The organism is Enterobacter cloacae complex sp. IR5412 (assembly GCF_049237385.1).
GTDB classification, from domain to species: domain Bacteria; phylum Pseudomonadota; class Gammaproteobacteria; order Enterobacterales; family Enterobacteriaceae; genus Enterobacter; species Enterobacter intestinihominis.
Map to the genome: position 1 here is coordinate 51517 of NZ_JBMKHQ010000009.1, position 14362 is coordinate 65878.

Genomic DNA, 14362 nt, shown 5'->3' on the forward strand with positions numbered 1-14362 from the left:
GCATGCCCTCTGTCCATACTTATCTTTATTGCCAATGAAAGGAGGGAGACAGCATGCACTGGCAGACACATACCGTTTTTAATCAACCTGCACCGCTATCGAACAGCAACCTTTTTCTCTCTGATTGCGCCCTGCGCGATGCGGTAGCGCGCGAAGGGGCTGAGTGGGATGTGGATCTTCTTGCCAGCATCGGCCAGCAGTTGGGTACGGCAGAGTCGCTGGAGCTGGGCAGACTGGCGAACGTTAATCCGCCGGAGCTGCTGCGTTATGACGCCACGGGAGCGAGGCTGGATGACGTCCGCTTTCATCCGGCATGGCATCTTCTGATGCAGGGGCTTTGCGCCAACCGGGTGCACAACCTGGCGTGGGAGGAGGAGGCGCGGAAAGGATCGTTCGTCGCCAGGGCCGCGCGTTTCGTACTTCATGCTCAGGTGGAGGCGGGAACGCTTTGCCCGGTGACCATGACCTTTGCGGCTACGCCGCTGTTGCAACAGTCGCTGCCCAAACCGTTTCATGAGTGGTTAACGCCGCTAATGAGCGATCGCTACGACCCCCATCTCGCGCCGGGGGCGCAAAAGCGCGGCCTGCTGATCGGCATGGGGATGACGGAAAAGCAGGGCGGTTCGGACGTACTCAGTAATACTACCAAAGCAGAGAAATGCAGCGATGGCCGTTACCGGCTGGTGGGGCACAAATGGTTTTTCTCCGTGCCGCAGAGCGATGCGCATCTGGTGCTAGCGCAGGCGAAGGGCGGGTTGTCCTGCTTTTTTGTCCCGCGTTTCTTACCCGACGGGCAACGTAATGCCGTGCGCCTTGAGCGTCTGAAGGACAAGCTCGGCAACCGCTCAAATGCCAGCAGTGAGGCTGAATTTCTTGATGCTTCCGGCTGGCTGCTGGGCGAAGAGGGGGAAGGCGTCCGGCAAATTCTGAAGATGGGCGGGCTGACGCGCTTTGACTGCGCGCTGGGCAGTCACGGACTGATGCGCCGTGCGCTCTCGGTGGCGCTTTATCATGCCCATCAGCGGCAGACCTTCGGCAAAAATCTGATCGACCAGCCGTTAATGCGCGACGTGCTAAGCCGTATGGCGCTGGTGCTGGAGGGACACACGGCACTGCTGTTCCGACTCGCCCGGGCGTGGGACAACCGCAACGACCCACAGGAAGCCGCATGGGCGCGGCTTTTCACTCCGGCGGCAAAATACAGCGTCTGCAAAGCGGGCATACCGTTTGTGGCAGAGGCAATGGAGGTGCTGGGCGGTGCAGGCTATTGCGAAGAGAGTGAGCTTCCGCGGTTGTACCGTGAAATGCCCGTCAACAGCATCTGGGAAGGCTCTGGCAATATTATGTGCCTGGATGTACTGCGCGTGCTGGCGAAGCAGCCGGGCATTCTCGACCTGCTCGCCGATGATTTCGCGCAGGTCAAAGGTCAGGACAGGCACTTCGATCGCAGCTGGCGTCAGCTACAGCAGAAGCTGCGGAAACCGCAGGAAGCGCAGGGCAGGGAGATCGCGCAGCAGCTCTTTTTACTCGGGGCCGGAAGTCAAATGCTGCGGCACGCATCGCCGCCCGTGGCGCAGGCGTGGTGCCGCATGATGCTGGATACCCGGGGCGGCACGCTGATGAGCGAGCAGGTGCAAAACGACCTGCTGCTGCGCGCCACGGGCCGGGTCGGTTAAGCCTTCAGCTGGAACAGGCTCACCAGCCGGGTGAGATGTGAACCCTTCTCGCGCAGCGTCTGTGCTGTCTGCTCGCTGCGTGAGATGCGATCGGCATTGATGTGCGATGCCTCACCGATGTGCGTCATCGCCAGATTCACCTGGCCAATTCCCGCCGACTGCTCGCGGGAGGCGTGGTTGATCTCGGTGACAAGCTGGCTGATGTTATCGATATGAACAATGATGGCATCCATCGCCAGACGCGTCTGCTCAGACAGCGCATGGCCTTCGCTCACCTTGTTCAGCGTATCCCCAATCAGCTGTTCAATCTCTTTTACCGCGTTGGCGCTGCGTGCGGCCAGGGCGCGTACCTCTTGCGCCACCACTGCGAAACCTTTCCCGTGCTCGCCCGCCCGCGCCGCCTCAACCGCCGCATTGAGCGCCAGGATATTGGTCTGGAAAGCGATGGACTCAATCACGCGGGTGATGTCTTCAATGCGTTTCGATGCATCGCGAATATCATCCATGGTGGAGACTGCGTGGGTCACCGTCTCTCCACCCTGATGCACCGCGCGCGAGGTTTCACCCACCAGCTGCTGCGTTTGCTCCATGTTGGCGGCATTTTGCTGCACGGTGGCGGCTAATTGCTCCATGCTGGCGGAGGTCTCCTCAACGCTGCTGGCCTGCTTGTTGATCTGTTCAGAGATCTCGCCGGTGTCTGAAGCCAGCGCGTTAGTCCCCAGATGGATCTCGCTTGCGGCCTCGCGGACCTGCAACACAATTTTTTGCAGGCCTTCCCCGATCCCGTTGATGGCGTCAATCAGCTGGCCGACTTCATCCTGGCGGGTAACCGGCAGGCTGGCGCGCAGATCGCCTGCGGCATACTGCCGGGCAAGCGCGATCACCTCGCGCAGTGGGCGGGTTAGCATCCGGCGAATGAGGATAACGAACAGGCCCGCGAAGAGAGCGGATAGCACCACGCCCGCCATCAGGAAGCGATCGCGCAGTGTGGTGACGCTTGAAAGCAGTACGGCTTTATCCACTTCACCCACGATGGTCCAGTTCCAGCCCGGCAGCGGCGTGTAGGCAACTTTGAGCGTACGGCCATCCGCGCTCACGCGTTCCAGCGTGCCGGCTTTATCACTCAGAAGCTGCTGCTGTGTCGCCGTGTCCCAGTTAGGCAGTTTGCCCTCTTCGCTGGCATGGAACAGATACTGTCCGCGCGTTTTGCCGCTACTGCGATCCAGTACAAAGAAGTGACCGCTCTCGCCCAGACGACGGTTAAGGATTTTCTCGCGCATGACGTTCCACGAATGGGTGATGTCCACGCCGACAAAGATAATCCCGATAACCTGGCCTTCCGCATTCTTAACAGGCTGGTACTGCGTGATATAGCGCTTGCCGAACAGCAGCGCGAGGCCACGATAGACCTCCCCTTTAGTGACGGCGGCAAATGCCGGGCTGGTGGTATCAAGAACGGTTCCGATGGCGCGGTCGCCATTCTCTTTGCGCAGCGACGTCGCCACGCGGACAAAATCGTTACCGCTGCGGACAAACAGCGTCGAGATGGCTCCCGTTCGGCTCAGGAAGTCATCAGAAAGCGTATTGTTTTCATGCAACTCCGTTTCGCCGCCTTTCAGCAAAGGAACGGTAAGCCCATTTATGGTCCGGCTCTGGCTGCTGTCGCTGTTTAATGGCTGTGGCAAAAAGGTGGTGAACAGACGGGTATAGCTTTCAACCTCTTCGCTCAGGCTGGTGTTGAACATCTCTACCATATCCACCATGCCGGTGGACTGGTTATGCAGGTCTTCAACCGCAAGATCTTCAAGCTGCTGGCTGGCGTTGTGGCTCAACAGGAAAGTGAACAGCAAAAAAAGCGTAGCGACACTTACACCTGTTAGCAGCGATAGCTTCGTGCCCAGTCCTGCCCGGCGGAAAAAGGTGATCATATATTGCTCATTATTGAAAAGTGATGGCTGTTCAACGGCAGAGCGGAGAGAACGTTTATCTGTTTAATGTAACTGAATGTTACGTGTTTGTTTTTATTGAGTTTCGGGAGAGATAAAAAATTTGCAAAAGTGAAAAGCCACTAAAATTAAGTGGCTTTTATCGGAGGGGATTATGCATAAAGAATAGCCTGCACGCGCCAGTGATTAACATGGTTATCTTCCTGCATCTGGACGATGCGATACCAGGATGCGCCCTGTTCATCGGCCTTCAGGGCGACGACACGTTCAACGTCTTGCGGACTCCCCGTGATATTATTGACGGAGATCTGACCAATCTCATTCAGGCCCGTGACGCAATCCGCGCTGGCAAATTCAGCCGACTGCGCCGTGGTGCTCAGCAGGCCCGCTGAAAGCAATAGCGTCGTTAAAGCAAGGGTTCGTTTCATCGTCAGCTCCTTTTCACGTGTCTCCGGTATCCGCCGGGCAATCCTTCGCGAATAAACTCATTTCCATTGTTGCTGGCATGGAGTTTATTGTGGACAGGAAAATGTCTACGGACGCAAAGCAGTGTAAAGGTCGTTCAAATGATGATGCTCACTTACGGTACAAAATGCCTTGTGCATACCACTGTCCCGTAATAATGGTTTCATCAATCATCGTGATGACGTAATAATCTGCTTTTGCGGCAACGGCCTGTGCTTCAATTGCGTCTTCTGCATCATCCGGTGAACCGCGAACCATCGCGGATACGGTTCCCAGGCGTTGTAATCCTTCCGTCTGATTACGACGAATTTCCTGAGGATGATCGGTAACCGGCGGTGCCGGTTCTGGCGTACCCTGCAATACGGAACATCCGCTGAGCAGTGAGACCAGCAATAAAGCGGTAAGCCTGCGCATAAACCTGTCTCTTTTCCTGATAGCCATAGTGTAGTGGTCTGCGAATTTAGTTTTGGGGGAATGTTCCCGAAGTGTTATCTGGGACGTAGATTTCGAATGAAAATATCGTGAAACCGTAATCCAGCTCTCAACATTATGAATCATTCATCAGCACAGGATCGACAATGATTGAAATTGAAACTCGCCTGCTTAGTGAGCATGAAATCATCCATGCTTTTCCGGCTGGTAAAGGTGAACAGCCGCTGCCGACGGTAGTTTTCTATCATGGCTTTCTCTCCTCAAAGCTGGTCTACAGCTATTTTTCCGTCGCGCTGGCGCAGGCCGGTTTCCGGGTGGTCATGCCTGATGCGCCGAATCATGGGGCACGCTTTACGGGCGATGAACAGGCGCGGCTGGGGCTGTTCTGGCAAACGCTGCACGGCAATCTGACCGAGTTCGCCGGGCTGCGTGACGCGCTTTTACAGGCCGGGCTGGTGGAGGGGAAACGGCTGGCGGTCGCAGGCGCATCAATGGGCGGAATGACGGCGCTGGGGCTCATGGCCAGGCATCCGGAGGTGACGTCCGTGGCTTGCCTGATGGGATCGGGCTACTTAATGTCACTGGCAAAGACGCTGTTCCCGCCGCAGGCACCTCAGGAGATTGAGGCCCTGTTGTCTGAATGGGACGTCAGCCATGCGCTTTCACAGCTGGCCGATCGTCCCCTGTTGCTGTGGCATGGGGATGCCGACGATGTCGTACCGCCCGGTGAAACGTTCCGTCTGCAACAGGCGCTACAGCGTGAAGGGCTGGACAGCAATCTGACCTGCCTGTGGGGTGCCGGTGTCCGGCACCGTATTACTCCGGCTGCGCTGGAAGCCACCGTGGAGTTTTTCCGTCAGCACCTTTAAACGCGCAGCACCGTGACACCCTGATCCTCAAGCTTGCTGAGGATCTCGGGGTTGGCGTTTTTGCCGGTGATCACCATGCTGATTTGCTCGGCGCGGCTGAAAAGCATGCCGGCGCGTTCACCGACCTTGCTGCTGTCGACCAGCACCACCAGTTTACCCACCACGTTGAGCATGTTCTGCTCTGCCATTGCGGTGAGCATATCGGTTTTATACAGGCCATCCGCCGTCAGGCCTTTGCCGCTGGTAAACATCCAGTGCCCGGCGTAGAGGCTGTTTTCACTGTCCTGCGGGCTCAGGGTTATGGACTGGCTCTTGTTATACTGGCCGCCCATGATCACCACGCTTTCATGTTCCTGGTCAATGAGATAGTTGGCCAGCGGCAGATAGTTGGTAATGATTTGCACCGGCTTGCCGCACATCTCTCGGCCCAGTAAAAACGCTGTCGAGCCGCAGTTAATCACCACGCTTTCCCCGGGATTCACCAGCTGTGATGCCGCTCTGGCAATCCGCACCTTTTCATCGTGATTCTGCGCCTGGTGAATATTCATCGGCGTCCAGCGTGGACGCTGCTGGCTGATGGCCTCTGCGCCGTTGCGGACTTTTTTCAGCTTGCCGCTTTCATCCAGCTTGTTAATGTCCCGCCGCGCGGTAGCAGGGGAGATCCCTAAACGTTCGATCACTTTCTCGACGGTGATAAACCCTGTTTGCGCCAGGAGTTCCAGTAAAATTTGATGCCGTTGCGCTTCCGTCATGAGCTATTCCGAAAAGAATTGATTTGAAAAGATGATATTTGAAATAGCATGAAATTACTAAATTAAATATGACATCGCCAGACACAGTGTCTGGCGATTGGGCTGCACAATCAGAGGAAGGACTTGAACGGCAGGTCTGGCTCAATGGTGAAGCAATCATCAAAACCACGCGGGTAGTGGTACTCGAGATTGTCTTTATCCAGCGGCCAGGTGAACTTGCCGCCAACCTGCCAGATGAACGGCTTGAAACCATACTTGAGTCGGTCTTTTTTCATCTCCCACAGGACGCGGATCTCTTGCGGATCGGCCTGGAAGTTTGACCAGATATCGTGGTGGAAGGGGATCACCACTTTGGTGTTCAGCGCTTCGGCCATGCGCAGCATGTCCGCGCTGGTCATTTTGTCGGTAATCCCGCGCGGGTTTTCACCGTAAGAGCCAAGCGCCACGTCAATCTGGTGCTCGTTACCGTGCTTCGCGTAGTAGTTGGAGTAGTGAGAGTCACCGCTGTGATACAGGGAACCGCCAGGCGTTTTGAACAGGTAGTTCACTGCGCGCTCGTCCATCCCGTCTGGCAGTACGCCTGCGGCTTTTTGGTCGGAAGGCAGGGTGATCAGCGCGGTGCGATCAAAGGCATCCAGCGCGTGAATTTCAACGTCTTTGATTTTCACCACGTCGCCCGGCTTCATCACAATGCAGCGCTCTTTTGGCACGCCCCAGCCAATCCACAAATCCACGCAGGTCTGCGGCCCGATAAAGGGTACGTCGTCCGCGCAGTTTTGCATTACCGCAGCCGCCACGTTCACGTCGATATGATCGTTGTGATCGTGGGTAGAGAGAACGGCGTCGATCTGGCGAATGGCGAAAGGATCAAGCACAAAAGGCGTGGTGCGCAGGTTCGGCTGGAGCTTTTCAACGCCGGCCATACGCTGCATCTGGTGGCCTTTTTTCATCAGTGGATTGCCGTGGCTCTGTTTGCCGGTGCCGCACCAGAAATCGACACAAATGTTGGCGCCGCCTTCTGATTTCAGCCAGATCCCGGTGCATCCCAGCCACCACATCGCAAATGTGCCAGGAGCAACCTGTTCCTGCTCGATCTCTTCGTTCAGCCAGCTACCCCACTCCGGAAAGGTACTCAAAATCCATGATTCACGGGTGATGGTTTTCACTTTACTCATCGTTTGACTCCTGGTTTTAATCAAAAGTAATCATACTGTGACTTGTTGTGATTAATGCTGGCACTGTTTGAATCGATTTGCAATGGCTGATTTGCGGAAAGTTCCCCTCGCCACATCACAGAAAATACACCTCGGCGTTGTTAAGATAACCGCTACATATAATTAATATATTGAAAATTAAGAATTTATTTATCTTTCTGGATCGGTAGTGAAAATCATTACTAACTCCATGGAAATAAATTGCGTGATCCGTCACAAATAATCAAATGCAATCTTGTGGTGATTATTTGTGATTAATAGAGTGATGACACCAACCACACAGGGATTGCCCCTCGTGTTCTCATTTTCTGGAGAGAGTTATGGAGATCCTCTACAACGTCTTTACCGTTTTCTTTAATCAGGTAATGACCAACGCCCCGCTGTTGCTGGGTATCGTGACGTGCCTGGGGTACATCCTGCTGCGCAAAAGCGTCAGCGTGATTATCAAAGGCACCATCAAAACCATCATTGGTTTTATGCTGTTGCAGGCGGGGTCTGGCATTCTGACCAGCACGTTTAAGCCGGTCGTTGCCAAAATGTCTGAGGTATATGGCATTAACGGCGCCATCTCTGACACTTACGCGTCCATGATGGCCACCATCGATCGCATGGGGGATGCGTACAGCTGGGTTGGGTATGCGGTACTGCTCGCGCTGGCGCTGAACATCATTTACGTACTCCTGCGCCGCATCACCGGTATTCGCACCATCATGCTCACCGGGCACATCATGTTCCAGCAGGCGGGGCTGATTGCCGTTTCTCTCTATATCTTCGGCTACCCAATGTGGACCACGGTCATCTGCACGGCAGTGCTGGTCTCGCTTTACTGGGGCATCACCTCCAACATGATGTATAAGCCAACGCAGGACGTTACTGACGGCTGCGGCTTCTCCATCGGTCACCAGCAGCAGTTCGCCTCCTGGATTGCGTACAAAGTTGCACCGTACCTGGGTAAAAAAGAGGAGAGTGTTGAAGACCTCAAATTGCCTGGCTGGTTGAATATCTTCCACGACAACATCGTCTCCACGGCGATTGTGATGACCCTTTTCTTCGGTGCCATCCTGCTCTCCTTTGGCATTGACGTGGTGCAGGCGATGGCGGGTAAAACCAACTGGACGGTCTATATCCTGCAAACCGGTTTCTCCTTTGCCGTGGCCATTTTCATCATCACTCAGGGCGTGCGTATGTTCGTCGCCGAGCTGTCGGAAGCGTTCAACGGTATCTCTCAGCGCCTGATCCCTGGCGCGGTGCTGGCGATTGACTGTGCGGCTATCTATAGCTTTGCGCCAAACGCCGTCGTCTGGGGCTTTATGTGGGGCACCATCGGCCAGCTGATTGCGGTCGGCATCCTGGTGGGCTGTGGCTCCTCAATCCTGATTATTCCTGGCTTTATCCCGATGTTCTTCTCCAACGCCACTATCGGCGTGTTTGCTAACCACTTCGGCGGATGGCGCGCCGCGCTCAAGATCTGCCTGGTGATGGGCATGGTTGAAATCTTCGGGTGCGTGTGGGCGGTCAAGCTCACCGGCATGAGCGCCTGGATGGGCATGGCGGACTGGTCAATTCTGGCGCCGCCGATGATGCAGGGCTTTGCGTCCGTCGGGCTGGTCTTTATGGCCGTCATCATCCTGATTGCACTGACTTATATGTTCTTCGCTGGCCGTTCGCTGCGAGCTGAAGAAGATGCGGAAAAACAAACAGCAGAAGTTTCTGCTCACTAAGGAGTTTCGATTATGACCGTACGTATCCTGGCTGTGTGTGGCAATGGGCAAGGAAGCTCCATGATCATGAAAATGAAAGTGGACCAGTTTTTAACCCAGTCAAACATTGACCACACGGTGAACAGCTGCGCAGTGGGTGAATACAAAAGTGAACTGAACGGCGCGGACATCATCATCGCTTCAACGCACATTGCCGGCGAGATTAGCGTGTCGGGCAACAAATACGTGGTAGGCGTGCGCAACATGCTATCGCCTGCGGATTTTGGGCCAAAACTGCTGGAAGTGATCAAAGAGCACTTCCCACAAGACGTGAAGTAAGGATGCCACATGAAACTACGTGATTCGCTGGCTGAGAATAACTCCATCCTTTTACAGGCCGAAGCCAGTACCTGGCAGGAAGCGGTGAAGCTGAGCGTGGACCTGCTGGTTAAGGCGGACGTTGTCGAGCCGCGTTATTACCAGGCCATCCTGGATGGCGTGGCGCAGCACGGCCCCTATTTTGTGATTGCCCCGGGGCTGGCAATGCCGCATGGCCGCCCGGAAGAGGGTGTCAAGAAAACCGGTTTTGCGCTGGTGACGCTGAAAACCCCGCTGGTGTTCAACCACGAAGATAACGACCCGGTCGACATTCTGATCACCATGGCAGCTGTCGATGCCAACACCCACCAGGAGGTGGGCATCATGCAGATCGTTAACCTGTTTGATGACGAAGCTAATTTTGACCGTTTACGTGCCTGCCGTACCGCGCAGGACGTGCTGGATTTAATTGATAACGCCACTGCGGCGGCCGTTTAAGAGGAATTGAAAATGTCATTACCAATGTTGCAGGTCGCGCTGGATAACCAGACGCTGTCTCACGCTTACGAAACCACCCGTCTGATTGCGGAAGAGGTGGACATCATCGAAGTCGGCACCATTCTGTGCGTGGGCGAAGGCGTTCGTGCGGTTCGTGACCTGAAGGCGCTCTATCCGCATAAAATCGTGCTGGCGGATGCCAAAATTGCCGATGCGGGCAAAATTCTCTCTCGCATGTGCTTTGAAGCCAACGCCGACTGGGTCACCGTGATCTGCTGTGCAGATATCAACACTGCGAAAGGCGCGCTGGACGTAGCGAAAGAGTTCAACGGCGACGTGCAGATTGAACTGACCGGCTTCTGGACCTGGGAGCAGGCACAGGAGTGGCGCGAAGCGGGTATCCAGCAGGTGGTTTATCACCGCAGCCGTGATGCGCAGGCCGCAGGTGTGGCGTGGGGCGAAGCTGATATCAACGCGATCAAACGCCTGGCCGATATGGGCTTCAAAGTGACCGTGACCGGTGGTCTGGCGCTGGAAGATCTGCCGCTGTTCAAGGGTATTCCAATCCACGTCTTTATTGCCGGTCGTAGCATTCGCGATGCGGAATCTCCGGTGGAAGCTGCGCGTCAGTTTAAACGCTCAATCGCTCAGCTTTGGGGTTAAGGAGCGGGTATGTTGTCAAAACAGGTTCCGCTTGGCATCTATGAAAAGGCACTCCCTGCGGGGGAGTGCTGGCTGGAGCGGTTACAGCTGGCGAAGCAGCTGGGTTTCGATTTTGTCGAAATGTCGGTGGATGAGACGGACGAGCGTCTTTCTCGCCTGGACTGGCGCCGCGACCAGCGTCTGGCGCTGGTGAGCGCCATTGCCGAAACCGGCGTGCGCGTGCCGTCCATGTGCCTGAGCGCTCACCGTCGTTTTCCGCTTGGCAACGAAGATGATGCCGTACGCGCCGAAGGGCTGGAGATCATGCGTAAAGCCATTCGCTTTGCACAGGATGTTGGCATCCGCGTGATCCAACTGGCGGGTTACGATGTTTACTATCAGGAAGCCAACGATGAGACGCGCCGTCGTTTCCGTGACGGCCTGAAAGAGAGCGTTGAGATGGCAAGCCGTGCGCAGGTGACGCTGGCGATGGAGATCATGGATTATCCATTGATGAACTCCATCAGCAAGGCGCTGGGCTACGCGCACTATCTGAACAATCCGTGGTTCCAGCTTTATCCGGATATCGGCAACCTGTCGGCATGGGATAACGACGTACAGATGGAGCTTCAGGCGGGCATCGGGCATATCGTGGCGGTGCACGTAAAAGATACCCGTCCCGGCGTGTTTAAAAACGTACCGTTCGGCACCGGGGTGGTGGATTTCGAACGGTGCTTCCAGACGCTCAAACAGACAGGTTATTGCGGACCTTACCTGATTGAGATGTGGAGCGAAACCGCGGACGACCCGGCGGCAGAAGTGGCGAAAGCCCGGGACTGGGTGCGCGAGCGCATGGCGCGGGCAGGCTTACTGGAGGCGGAACATGCTTAAGCTGAAACAGCAGGTCTTTGAGGCCAATATGGATCTCCCGCGCTATGGACTGGTGACGTTTACCTGGGGCAACGTAAGCGCCATCGATCGCGATCGGGGGCTGGTGGTGATTAAGCCGAGCGGCGTGGCCTATGACGCCATGAAAGTGGACGATATGGTGGTGGTTGACCTGGAAGGACACGTTGTTGAAGGCAAATGGCGTCCTTCTTCAGATACGGCAACCCATCTGGCGCTGTACCAGCGTTACCCGTCCCTGGGTGGTGTTGTGCATACCCATTCCACGCACGCCACCGCCTGGGCACAGGCCGGGCTGGCGATCCCTGCTTTGGGTACGACGCACGCGGACTACTTCTTCGGCGATATTCCCTGCACGCGGGCGTTAACGCAGGCTGAGGTCGAAGGCGAGTACGAACTTAACACCGGCAGGGTCATTATCGAAACGCTGGGTGAGACGGAACCACTGCATACGCCGGGTATTGTGGTGTACCAGCATGGTCCATTCTCCTGGGGTAAAGATGCGCATGACGCCGTGCATAACGCGGTGGTGATGGAAGAGGTGGCTCGAATGGCGTGGATTGCGCGCGGCATTAACCCACAGCTTCAGGGCATTGATGATTATCTGATGAACAAGCATTTCATGCGTAAGCACGGCCCGAATGCTTATTACGGGCAGAAGTGAATAAGTGCTCTGGAATACCGAAACAGTTGTAACCGGTGGTATTCCGGAGCCATTCATAAAAAAAGCCCCCGGCAGGGGGCAATCATATATAGCTATGATTTTCGTTGGCTTTCCTGGTGCTGGCGATAAAGCGTTACTGGTAAATATCTGCACTGGCGCGCATATTGCCGTTGCTGCCGGGCTCACGTGTCAGTATGACGTGATAGTATTTTGCGCCCTGCGCATCGGTTTCTTCATTAAGCGCCTGATCTGCTTCACTTTCAGTGGCGAAGTTATGATTGATGTAAATAACGCCTAAGCTCTGCACATCATCCATGTTTCTGGCCTGTCGGCTGTCTATCTTGATGGCTGCCATCGCGTTTGCACTGAGCAAAAGCGCAGCCAAAATGGCGAATGCGATTCTTTTCATGATATGCGCTCCACGACTGCGTGCTGTGATATGGGGTAATGCTCTCCTTCTCTGCTTAAGGCTTCTGATTAAAGTGTAATCGCTACTCGGGTTGCGATGGGTGACCATTTCTGATGGTGTTGTTCAAAAAAACAGCGTTTCTGATAAGTGAGATTTTAAATCACCCACTTAGAACAGCTTTACCCTTTGTGCGAATTATTTGTGCAATCACCTTGTGTTTAGCGGGGCGCGCAAGTATTATGACGCGTCAATTTTTCAGCCGACCTTTAACACGTTCCTTGCCTCCCCGGGCCTCGGCTGACCCAGACAGGAGGCTGAATAATCCGTAAGGAGCAATTCGATGCGTCATTACGAAATCGTTTTTATGGTCCATCCTGACCAGAGCGAACAGGTTCCGGGTATGATCGAGCGTTACTCTGCTGCCATCACTGGTGCAGAAGGCACGATCCACCGTCTGGAAGACTGGGGCCGCCGTCAGCTGGCTTACCCAATCAACAAACTGCACAAAGCTCACTACGTTCTGATGAACGTTGAAGCGCCGCAGGAAGTGATTGATGAGCTGGAAACTACCTTCCGCTTCAACGATGCCGTTATCCGCAGCATGGTTATGCGTACCAAACACGCAGTGACCGAAGCATCTCCGATGGTTAAAGCGAAAGACGAGCGCCGTGAGCGTCGCGATGATTTCGCAAACGAAACCGCAGATGATTCTGATGCTGGGGATTCTGAAGAGTAATTTCTGATGACCAACCGTCTGGTGTTGTCCGGCACCGTGTGCAGGACCCCCCTTCGAAAGGTCAGCCCATCAGGAATTCCGCATTGCCAGTTCGTGCTTGAGCATCGTTCTGTGCAAGAGGAAGCCGGGTTTCACCGGCAGGCGTGGTGCCAAATGCCCGTTATCATTAGCGGACACGAAAACCAGGCCATTACTCACAGTTTAACGGTCGGTAGTGCAGTAATCGTTCAGGGGTTCATCTCTTGCCACAAGGCAAAGAACGGCCTGAGCAAAATGGTTCTGCATGCCGAGCAGATTGATTTGATAGATACTGGAGACTAGCCAAATGGCACGTTATTTCCGTCGTCGCAAGTTCTGCCGTTTCACCGCGGAAGGCGTTCAAGAGATCGACTATAAAGATATCGCAACGCTGAAAAACTACATCACCGAAAGCGGTAAGATTGTCCCAAGCCGTATCACCGGTACTCGTGCAAAATATCAGCGTCAGCTGGCTCGCGCTATCAAACGCGCTCGCTACCTGTCTCTGCTGCCGTACACTGATCGTCATCAGTAATCGGGCACGGTCCATTAATACGACTTTAAGAGGATAAGGTAATGCAAGTTATTCTGCTTGATAAAGTAGCAAACCTGGGCAGCCTGGGTGATCAGGTAAACGTTAAAGCGGGTTACGCTCGTAACTTCCTGGTACCACAGGGTAAAGCTGTTCCAGCTACTAAGAAAAACGTAGAGTTTTTCGAAGCACGTCGTGCTGAACTGGAAGCCAAACTGGCTGACGTTCTGGCGGCTGCTAACGCTCGCGCTGAAGCAATCAACGCACTGGGCACCGTTACCATCGCGTCTAAAGCTGGCGACGAAGGTAAACTGTTCGGTTCCATCGGTACCCGCGATATCGCTGATGCAGTCACTGCAGCAGGCGTTAAAGTGGCTAAGAGCGAAGTTCGCATGCCGAACGGCGTTCTGCGTACCACTGGTGAGCACGAAGTTGACTTCCAGGTTCACAGCGAAGTGTTCGCTAAACTGGTTGTTAACGTAGTAGCTGAGTAATTTTTTACTCTGCTCACGTCGAAGCGCCGGCCTTGTGCCGGCGTTTTGCTTTTTAGCGTGACCCTACGTCATGTTTTGCGATTGTAAGGTC

The 14362-nt window shown here is 54.8% G+C and carries 18 protein-coding genes; 12 read left to right on the forward strand and 6 right to left on the reverse strand.

The window, feature by feature from the left end; all coding sequences use genetic code 11:
• Positions 1–53 precede the first annotated feature (53 nt).
• On the forward strand, positions 54–1676 hold the full coding sequence (locus ACOTX2_RS16460; protein ID WP_063148055.1) for an isovaleryl-CoA dehydrogenase: 1623 nt from the start codon (positions 54–56) through the stop codon (positions 1674–1676).
• On the opposite strand, the gene ACOTX2_RS16465 is transcribed toward ACOTX2_RS16460, so the two are convergent.
• The 3 genes from ACOTX2_RS16465 to bsmA form a co-directional block, all read right to left on the reverse strand.
• Positions 1673–3604 (reverse strand): methyl-accepting chemotaxis protein, encoded by a 1932-nt coding sequence (locus tag ACOTX2_RS16465; protein WP_023299139.1) that lies wholly within the window; start codon positions 3602–3604, stop codon positions 1673–1675. The two genes, ACOTX2_RS16460 and ACOTX2_RS16465, sit on opposite strands and share 4 nt — an antisense overlap.
• Before the next feature lie 170 nt (positions 3605–3774).
• Complete coding sequence (yjfN, locus tag ACOTX2_RS16470; protein WP_017694671.1) at positions 3775–4050, reverse strand: DUF1471 family protease activator YjfN; 276 nt, start codon at positions 4048–4050, stop codon at positions 3775–3777.
• A 148-nt stretch (positions 4051–4198) separates the two neighbouring features.
• A complete protein-coding gene (gene bsmA / locus ACOTX2_RS16475) occupies positions 4199–4528 on the reverse strand; it encodes a biofilm peroxide resistance protein BsmA (protein WP_003856011.1) in 330 nt (109 codons plus the stop codon).
• 137 nt (positions 4529–4665) lie between these two features.
• Here bsmA and yjfP point away from each other — a divergent pair, with 137 nt between their 5' ends.
• Entirely contained in the window at positions 4666–5388 is a 723-nt protein-coding gene (yjfP, locus tag ACOTX2_RS16480) for an esterase (protein ID WP_063148057.1), read from the forward strand.
• Here yjfP and ulaR read toward each other — a convergent pair.
• Positions 5385–6140: an HTH-type transcriptional regulator UlaR gene (gene ulaR / locus ACOTX2_RS16485; protein WP_003856014.1), complete on the reverse strand. Its 756-nt coding sequence runs from the start codon at positions 6138–6140 to the stop codon at positions 5385–5387. The genes yjfP and ulaR overlap by 4 nt on opposite strands.
• 110 nt (positions 6141–6250) lie before the next feature.
• Positions 6251–7315 carry an L-ascorbate 6-phosphate lactonase gene (ulaG, locus tag ACOTX2_RS16490; protein ID WP_058647072.1) on the reverse strand — a complete coding sequence of 355 codons (1065 nt, stop codon included), beginning with the start codon at positions 7313–7315 and terminating at the stop codon, positions 6251–6253.
• 359 nt (positions 7316–7674) lie between these two features.
• On the opposite strand from ulaG, the gene ulaA reads away from it, so the two are divergent.
• Genes ulaA through ACOTX2_RS16520 form a run of 6 tightly spaced genes read left to right on the forward strand, consistent with a single transcriptional unit; the run spans position 7675 to position 12082 of the window.
• Positions 7675–9075: a PTS ascorbate transporter subunit IIC gene (ulaA, locus tag ACOTX2_RS16495; protein WP_063148058.1), complete on the forward strand. Its 1401-nt coding sequence runs from the start codon at positions 7675–7677 to the stop codon at positions 9073–9075.
• Between the two features lie 12 nt (positions 9076–9087).
• Positions 9088–9393 (forward strand): PTS ascorbate transporter subunit IIB, encoded by a 306-nt coding sequence (ulaB, locus tag ACOTX2_RS16500; protein ID WP_003856022.1) that lies wholly within the window; start codon positions 9088–9090, stop codon positions 9391–9393.
• A 9-nt stretch (positions 9394–9402) separates the two neighbouring features.
• A complete protein-coding gene (gene ulaC / locus ACOTX2_RS16505) occupies positions 9403–9870 on the forward strand; it encodes a PTS ascorbate transporter subunit IIA (RefSeq protein WP_003856024.1) in 468 nt (155 codons plus the stop codon).
• 12 nt (positions 9871–9882) lie between these two features.
• Positions 9883–10533 (forward strand): 3-keto-L-gulonate-6-phosphate decarboxylase UlaD, encoded by a 651-nt coding sequence (ulaD, locus tag ACOTX2_RS16510; protein ID WP_022646832.1) that lies wholly within the window; start codon positions 9883–9885, stop codon positions 10531–10533.
• Positions 10534–10542: 9 nt separating this feature from the next.
• Positions 10543–11403 carry an L-ribulose-5-phosphate 3-epimerase gene (locus ACOTX2_RS16515; RefSeq protein ID WP_063146648.1) on the forward strand — a complete coding sequence of 287 codons (861 nt, stop codon included), beginning with the start codon at positions 10543–10545 and terminating at the stop codon, positions 11401–11403.
• Positions 11396–12082 (forward strand): L-ribulose-5-phosphate 4-epimerase, encoded by a 687-nt coding sequence (locus ACOTX2_RS16520; RefSeq protein WP_022646834.1) that lies wholly within the window; start codon positions 11396–11398, stop codon positions 12080–12082. The genes ACOTX2_RS16515 and ACOTX2_RS16520 overlap by 8 nt, the downstream gene beginning before the upstream one ends.
• A 133-nt stretch (positions 12083–12215) precedes the next feature.
• Here the strand turns inward: ACOTX2_RS16520 and yjfY are convergent, their stop codons facing one another.
• Positions 12216–12491, reverse strand: coding sequence for a DUF1471 family protein YjfY (yjfY, locus tag ACOTX2_RS16525; RefSeq protein ID WP_023299144.1), 276 nt, complete (start codon positions 12489–12491; stop codon positions 12216–12218).
• A 340-nt stretch (positions 12492–12831) separates the two neighbouring features.
• Here yjfY and rpsF point away from each other — a divergent pair, with 340 nt between their 5' ends.
• The 4 genes from rpsF to rplI are packed head-to-tail and all read left to right on the forward strand — an operon-like array spanning position 12832 to position 14271.
• Entirely contained in the window at positions 12832–13227 is a 396-nt protein-coding gene (rpsF, locus tag ACOTX2_RS16530; RefSeq protein WP_003856034.1) for a 30S ribosomal protein S6, read from the forward strand.
• A 6-nt stretch (positions 13228–13233) separates the two neighbouring features.
• Positions 13234–13548, forward strand: a complete 315-nt coding sequence (gene priB, locus ACOTX2_RS16535) for a primosomal replication protein N (protein WP_022646836.1) — start codon at positions 13234–13236, stop codon at positions 13546–13548.
• A 4-nt stretch (positions 13549–13552) separates the two neighbouring features.
• Positions 13553–13780 carry a 30S ribosomal protein S18 gene (rpsR, locus tag ACOTX2_RS16540; protein WP_000135199.1) on the forward strand — a complete coding sequence of 76 codons (228 nt, stop codon included), beginning with the start codon at positions 13553–13555 and terminating at the stop codon, positions 13778–13780.
• A gap of 41 nt (positions 13781–13821) precedes the next feature.
• Entirely contained in the window at positions 13822–14271 is a 450-nt protein-coding gene (rplI, locus tag ACOTX2_RS16545) for a 50S ribosomal protein L9 (protein ID WP_006810372.1), read from the forward strand.
• Positions 14272–14362 lie beyond the last annotated feature (91 nt).

Bases quoted from the DNA above. Each gene is read 5' to 3' on its own strand.
- ACOTX2_RS16465 (WP_023299139.1), bottom strand. From the start codon at position 3,604: ATGATCACCTTTTTCCGCCGGGCAGGACTGGGCACGAAGCTATCGCTG.
- ulaA (WP_063148058.1), top strand. From the start codon at position 7,675: ATGGAGATCCTCTACAACGTCTTTACCGTTTTCTTTAATCAGGTAATG.
- ACOTX2_RS16515 (WP_063146648.1), top strand. From the start codon at position 10,543: ATGTTGTCAAAACAGGTTCCGCTTGGCATCTATGAAAAGGCACTCCCT.
- ulaC (WP_003856024.1), top strand. From the start codon at position 9,403: ATGAAACTACGTGATTCGCTGGCTGAGAATAACTCCATCCTTTTACAG.
- rpsF (WP_003856034.1), top strand. From the start codon at position 12,832: ATGCGTCATTACGAAATCGTTTTTATGGTCCATCCTGACCAGAGCGAA.
- ACOTX2_RS16520 (WP_022646834.1), top strand. From the start codon at position 11,396: ATGCTTAAGCTGAAACAGCAGGTCTTTGAGGCCAATATGGATCTCCCG.
- ulaG (WP_058647072.1), bottom strand. From the start codon at position 7,315: ATGAGTAAAGTGAAAACCATCACCCGTGAATCATGGATTTTGAGTACC.
- yjfP (WP_063148057.1), top strand. From the start codon at position 4,666: ATGATTGAAATTGAAACTCGCCTGCTTAGTGAGCATGAAATCATCCAT.
- yjfN (WP_017694671.1), bottom strand. From the start codon at position 4,050: ATGAAACGAACCCTTGCTTTAACGACGCTATTGCTTTCAGCGGGCCTG.
- ulaD (WP_022646832.1), top strand. From the start codon at position 9,883: ATGTCATTACCAATGTTGCAGGTCGCGCTGGATAACCAGACGCTGTCT.
- ulaR (WP_003856014.1), bottom strand. From the start codon at position 6,140: ATGACGGAAGCGCAACGGCATCAAATTTTACTGGAACTCCTGGCGCAA.
- bsmA (WP_003856011.1), bottom strand. From the start codon at position 4,528: ATGGCTATCAGGAAAAGAGACAGGTTTATGCGCAGGCTTACCGCTTTA.
- rplI (WP_006810372.1), top strand. From the start codon at position 13,822: ATGCAAGTTATTCTGCTTGATAAAGTAGCAAACCTGGGCAGCCTGGGT.
- ulaB (WP_003856022.1), top strand. From the start codon at position 9,088: ATGACCGTACGTATCCTGGCTGTGTGTGGCAATGGGCAAGGAAGCTCC.
- yjfY (WP_023299144.1), bottom strand. From the start codon at position 12,491: ATGAAAAGAATCGCATTCGCCATTTTGGCTGCGCTTTTGCTCAGTGCA.
- ACOTX2_RS16460 (WP_063148055.1), top strand. From the start codon at position 54: ATGCACTGGCAGACACATACCGTTTTTAATCAACCTGCACCGCTATCG.
- rpsR (WP_000135199.1), top strand. From the start codon at position 13,553: ATGGCACGTTATTTCCGTCGTCGCAAGTTCTGCCGTTTCACCGCGGAA.
- priB (WP_022646836.1), top strand. From the start codon at position 13,234: ATGACCAACCGTCTGGTGTTGTCCGGCACCGTGTGCAGGACCCCCCTT.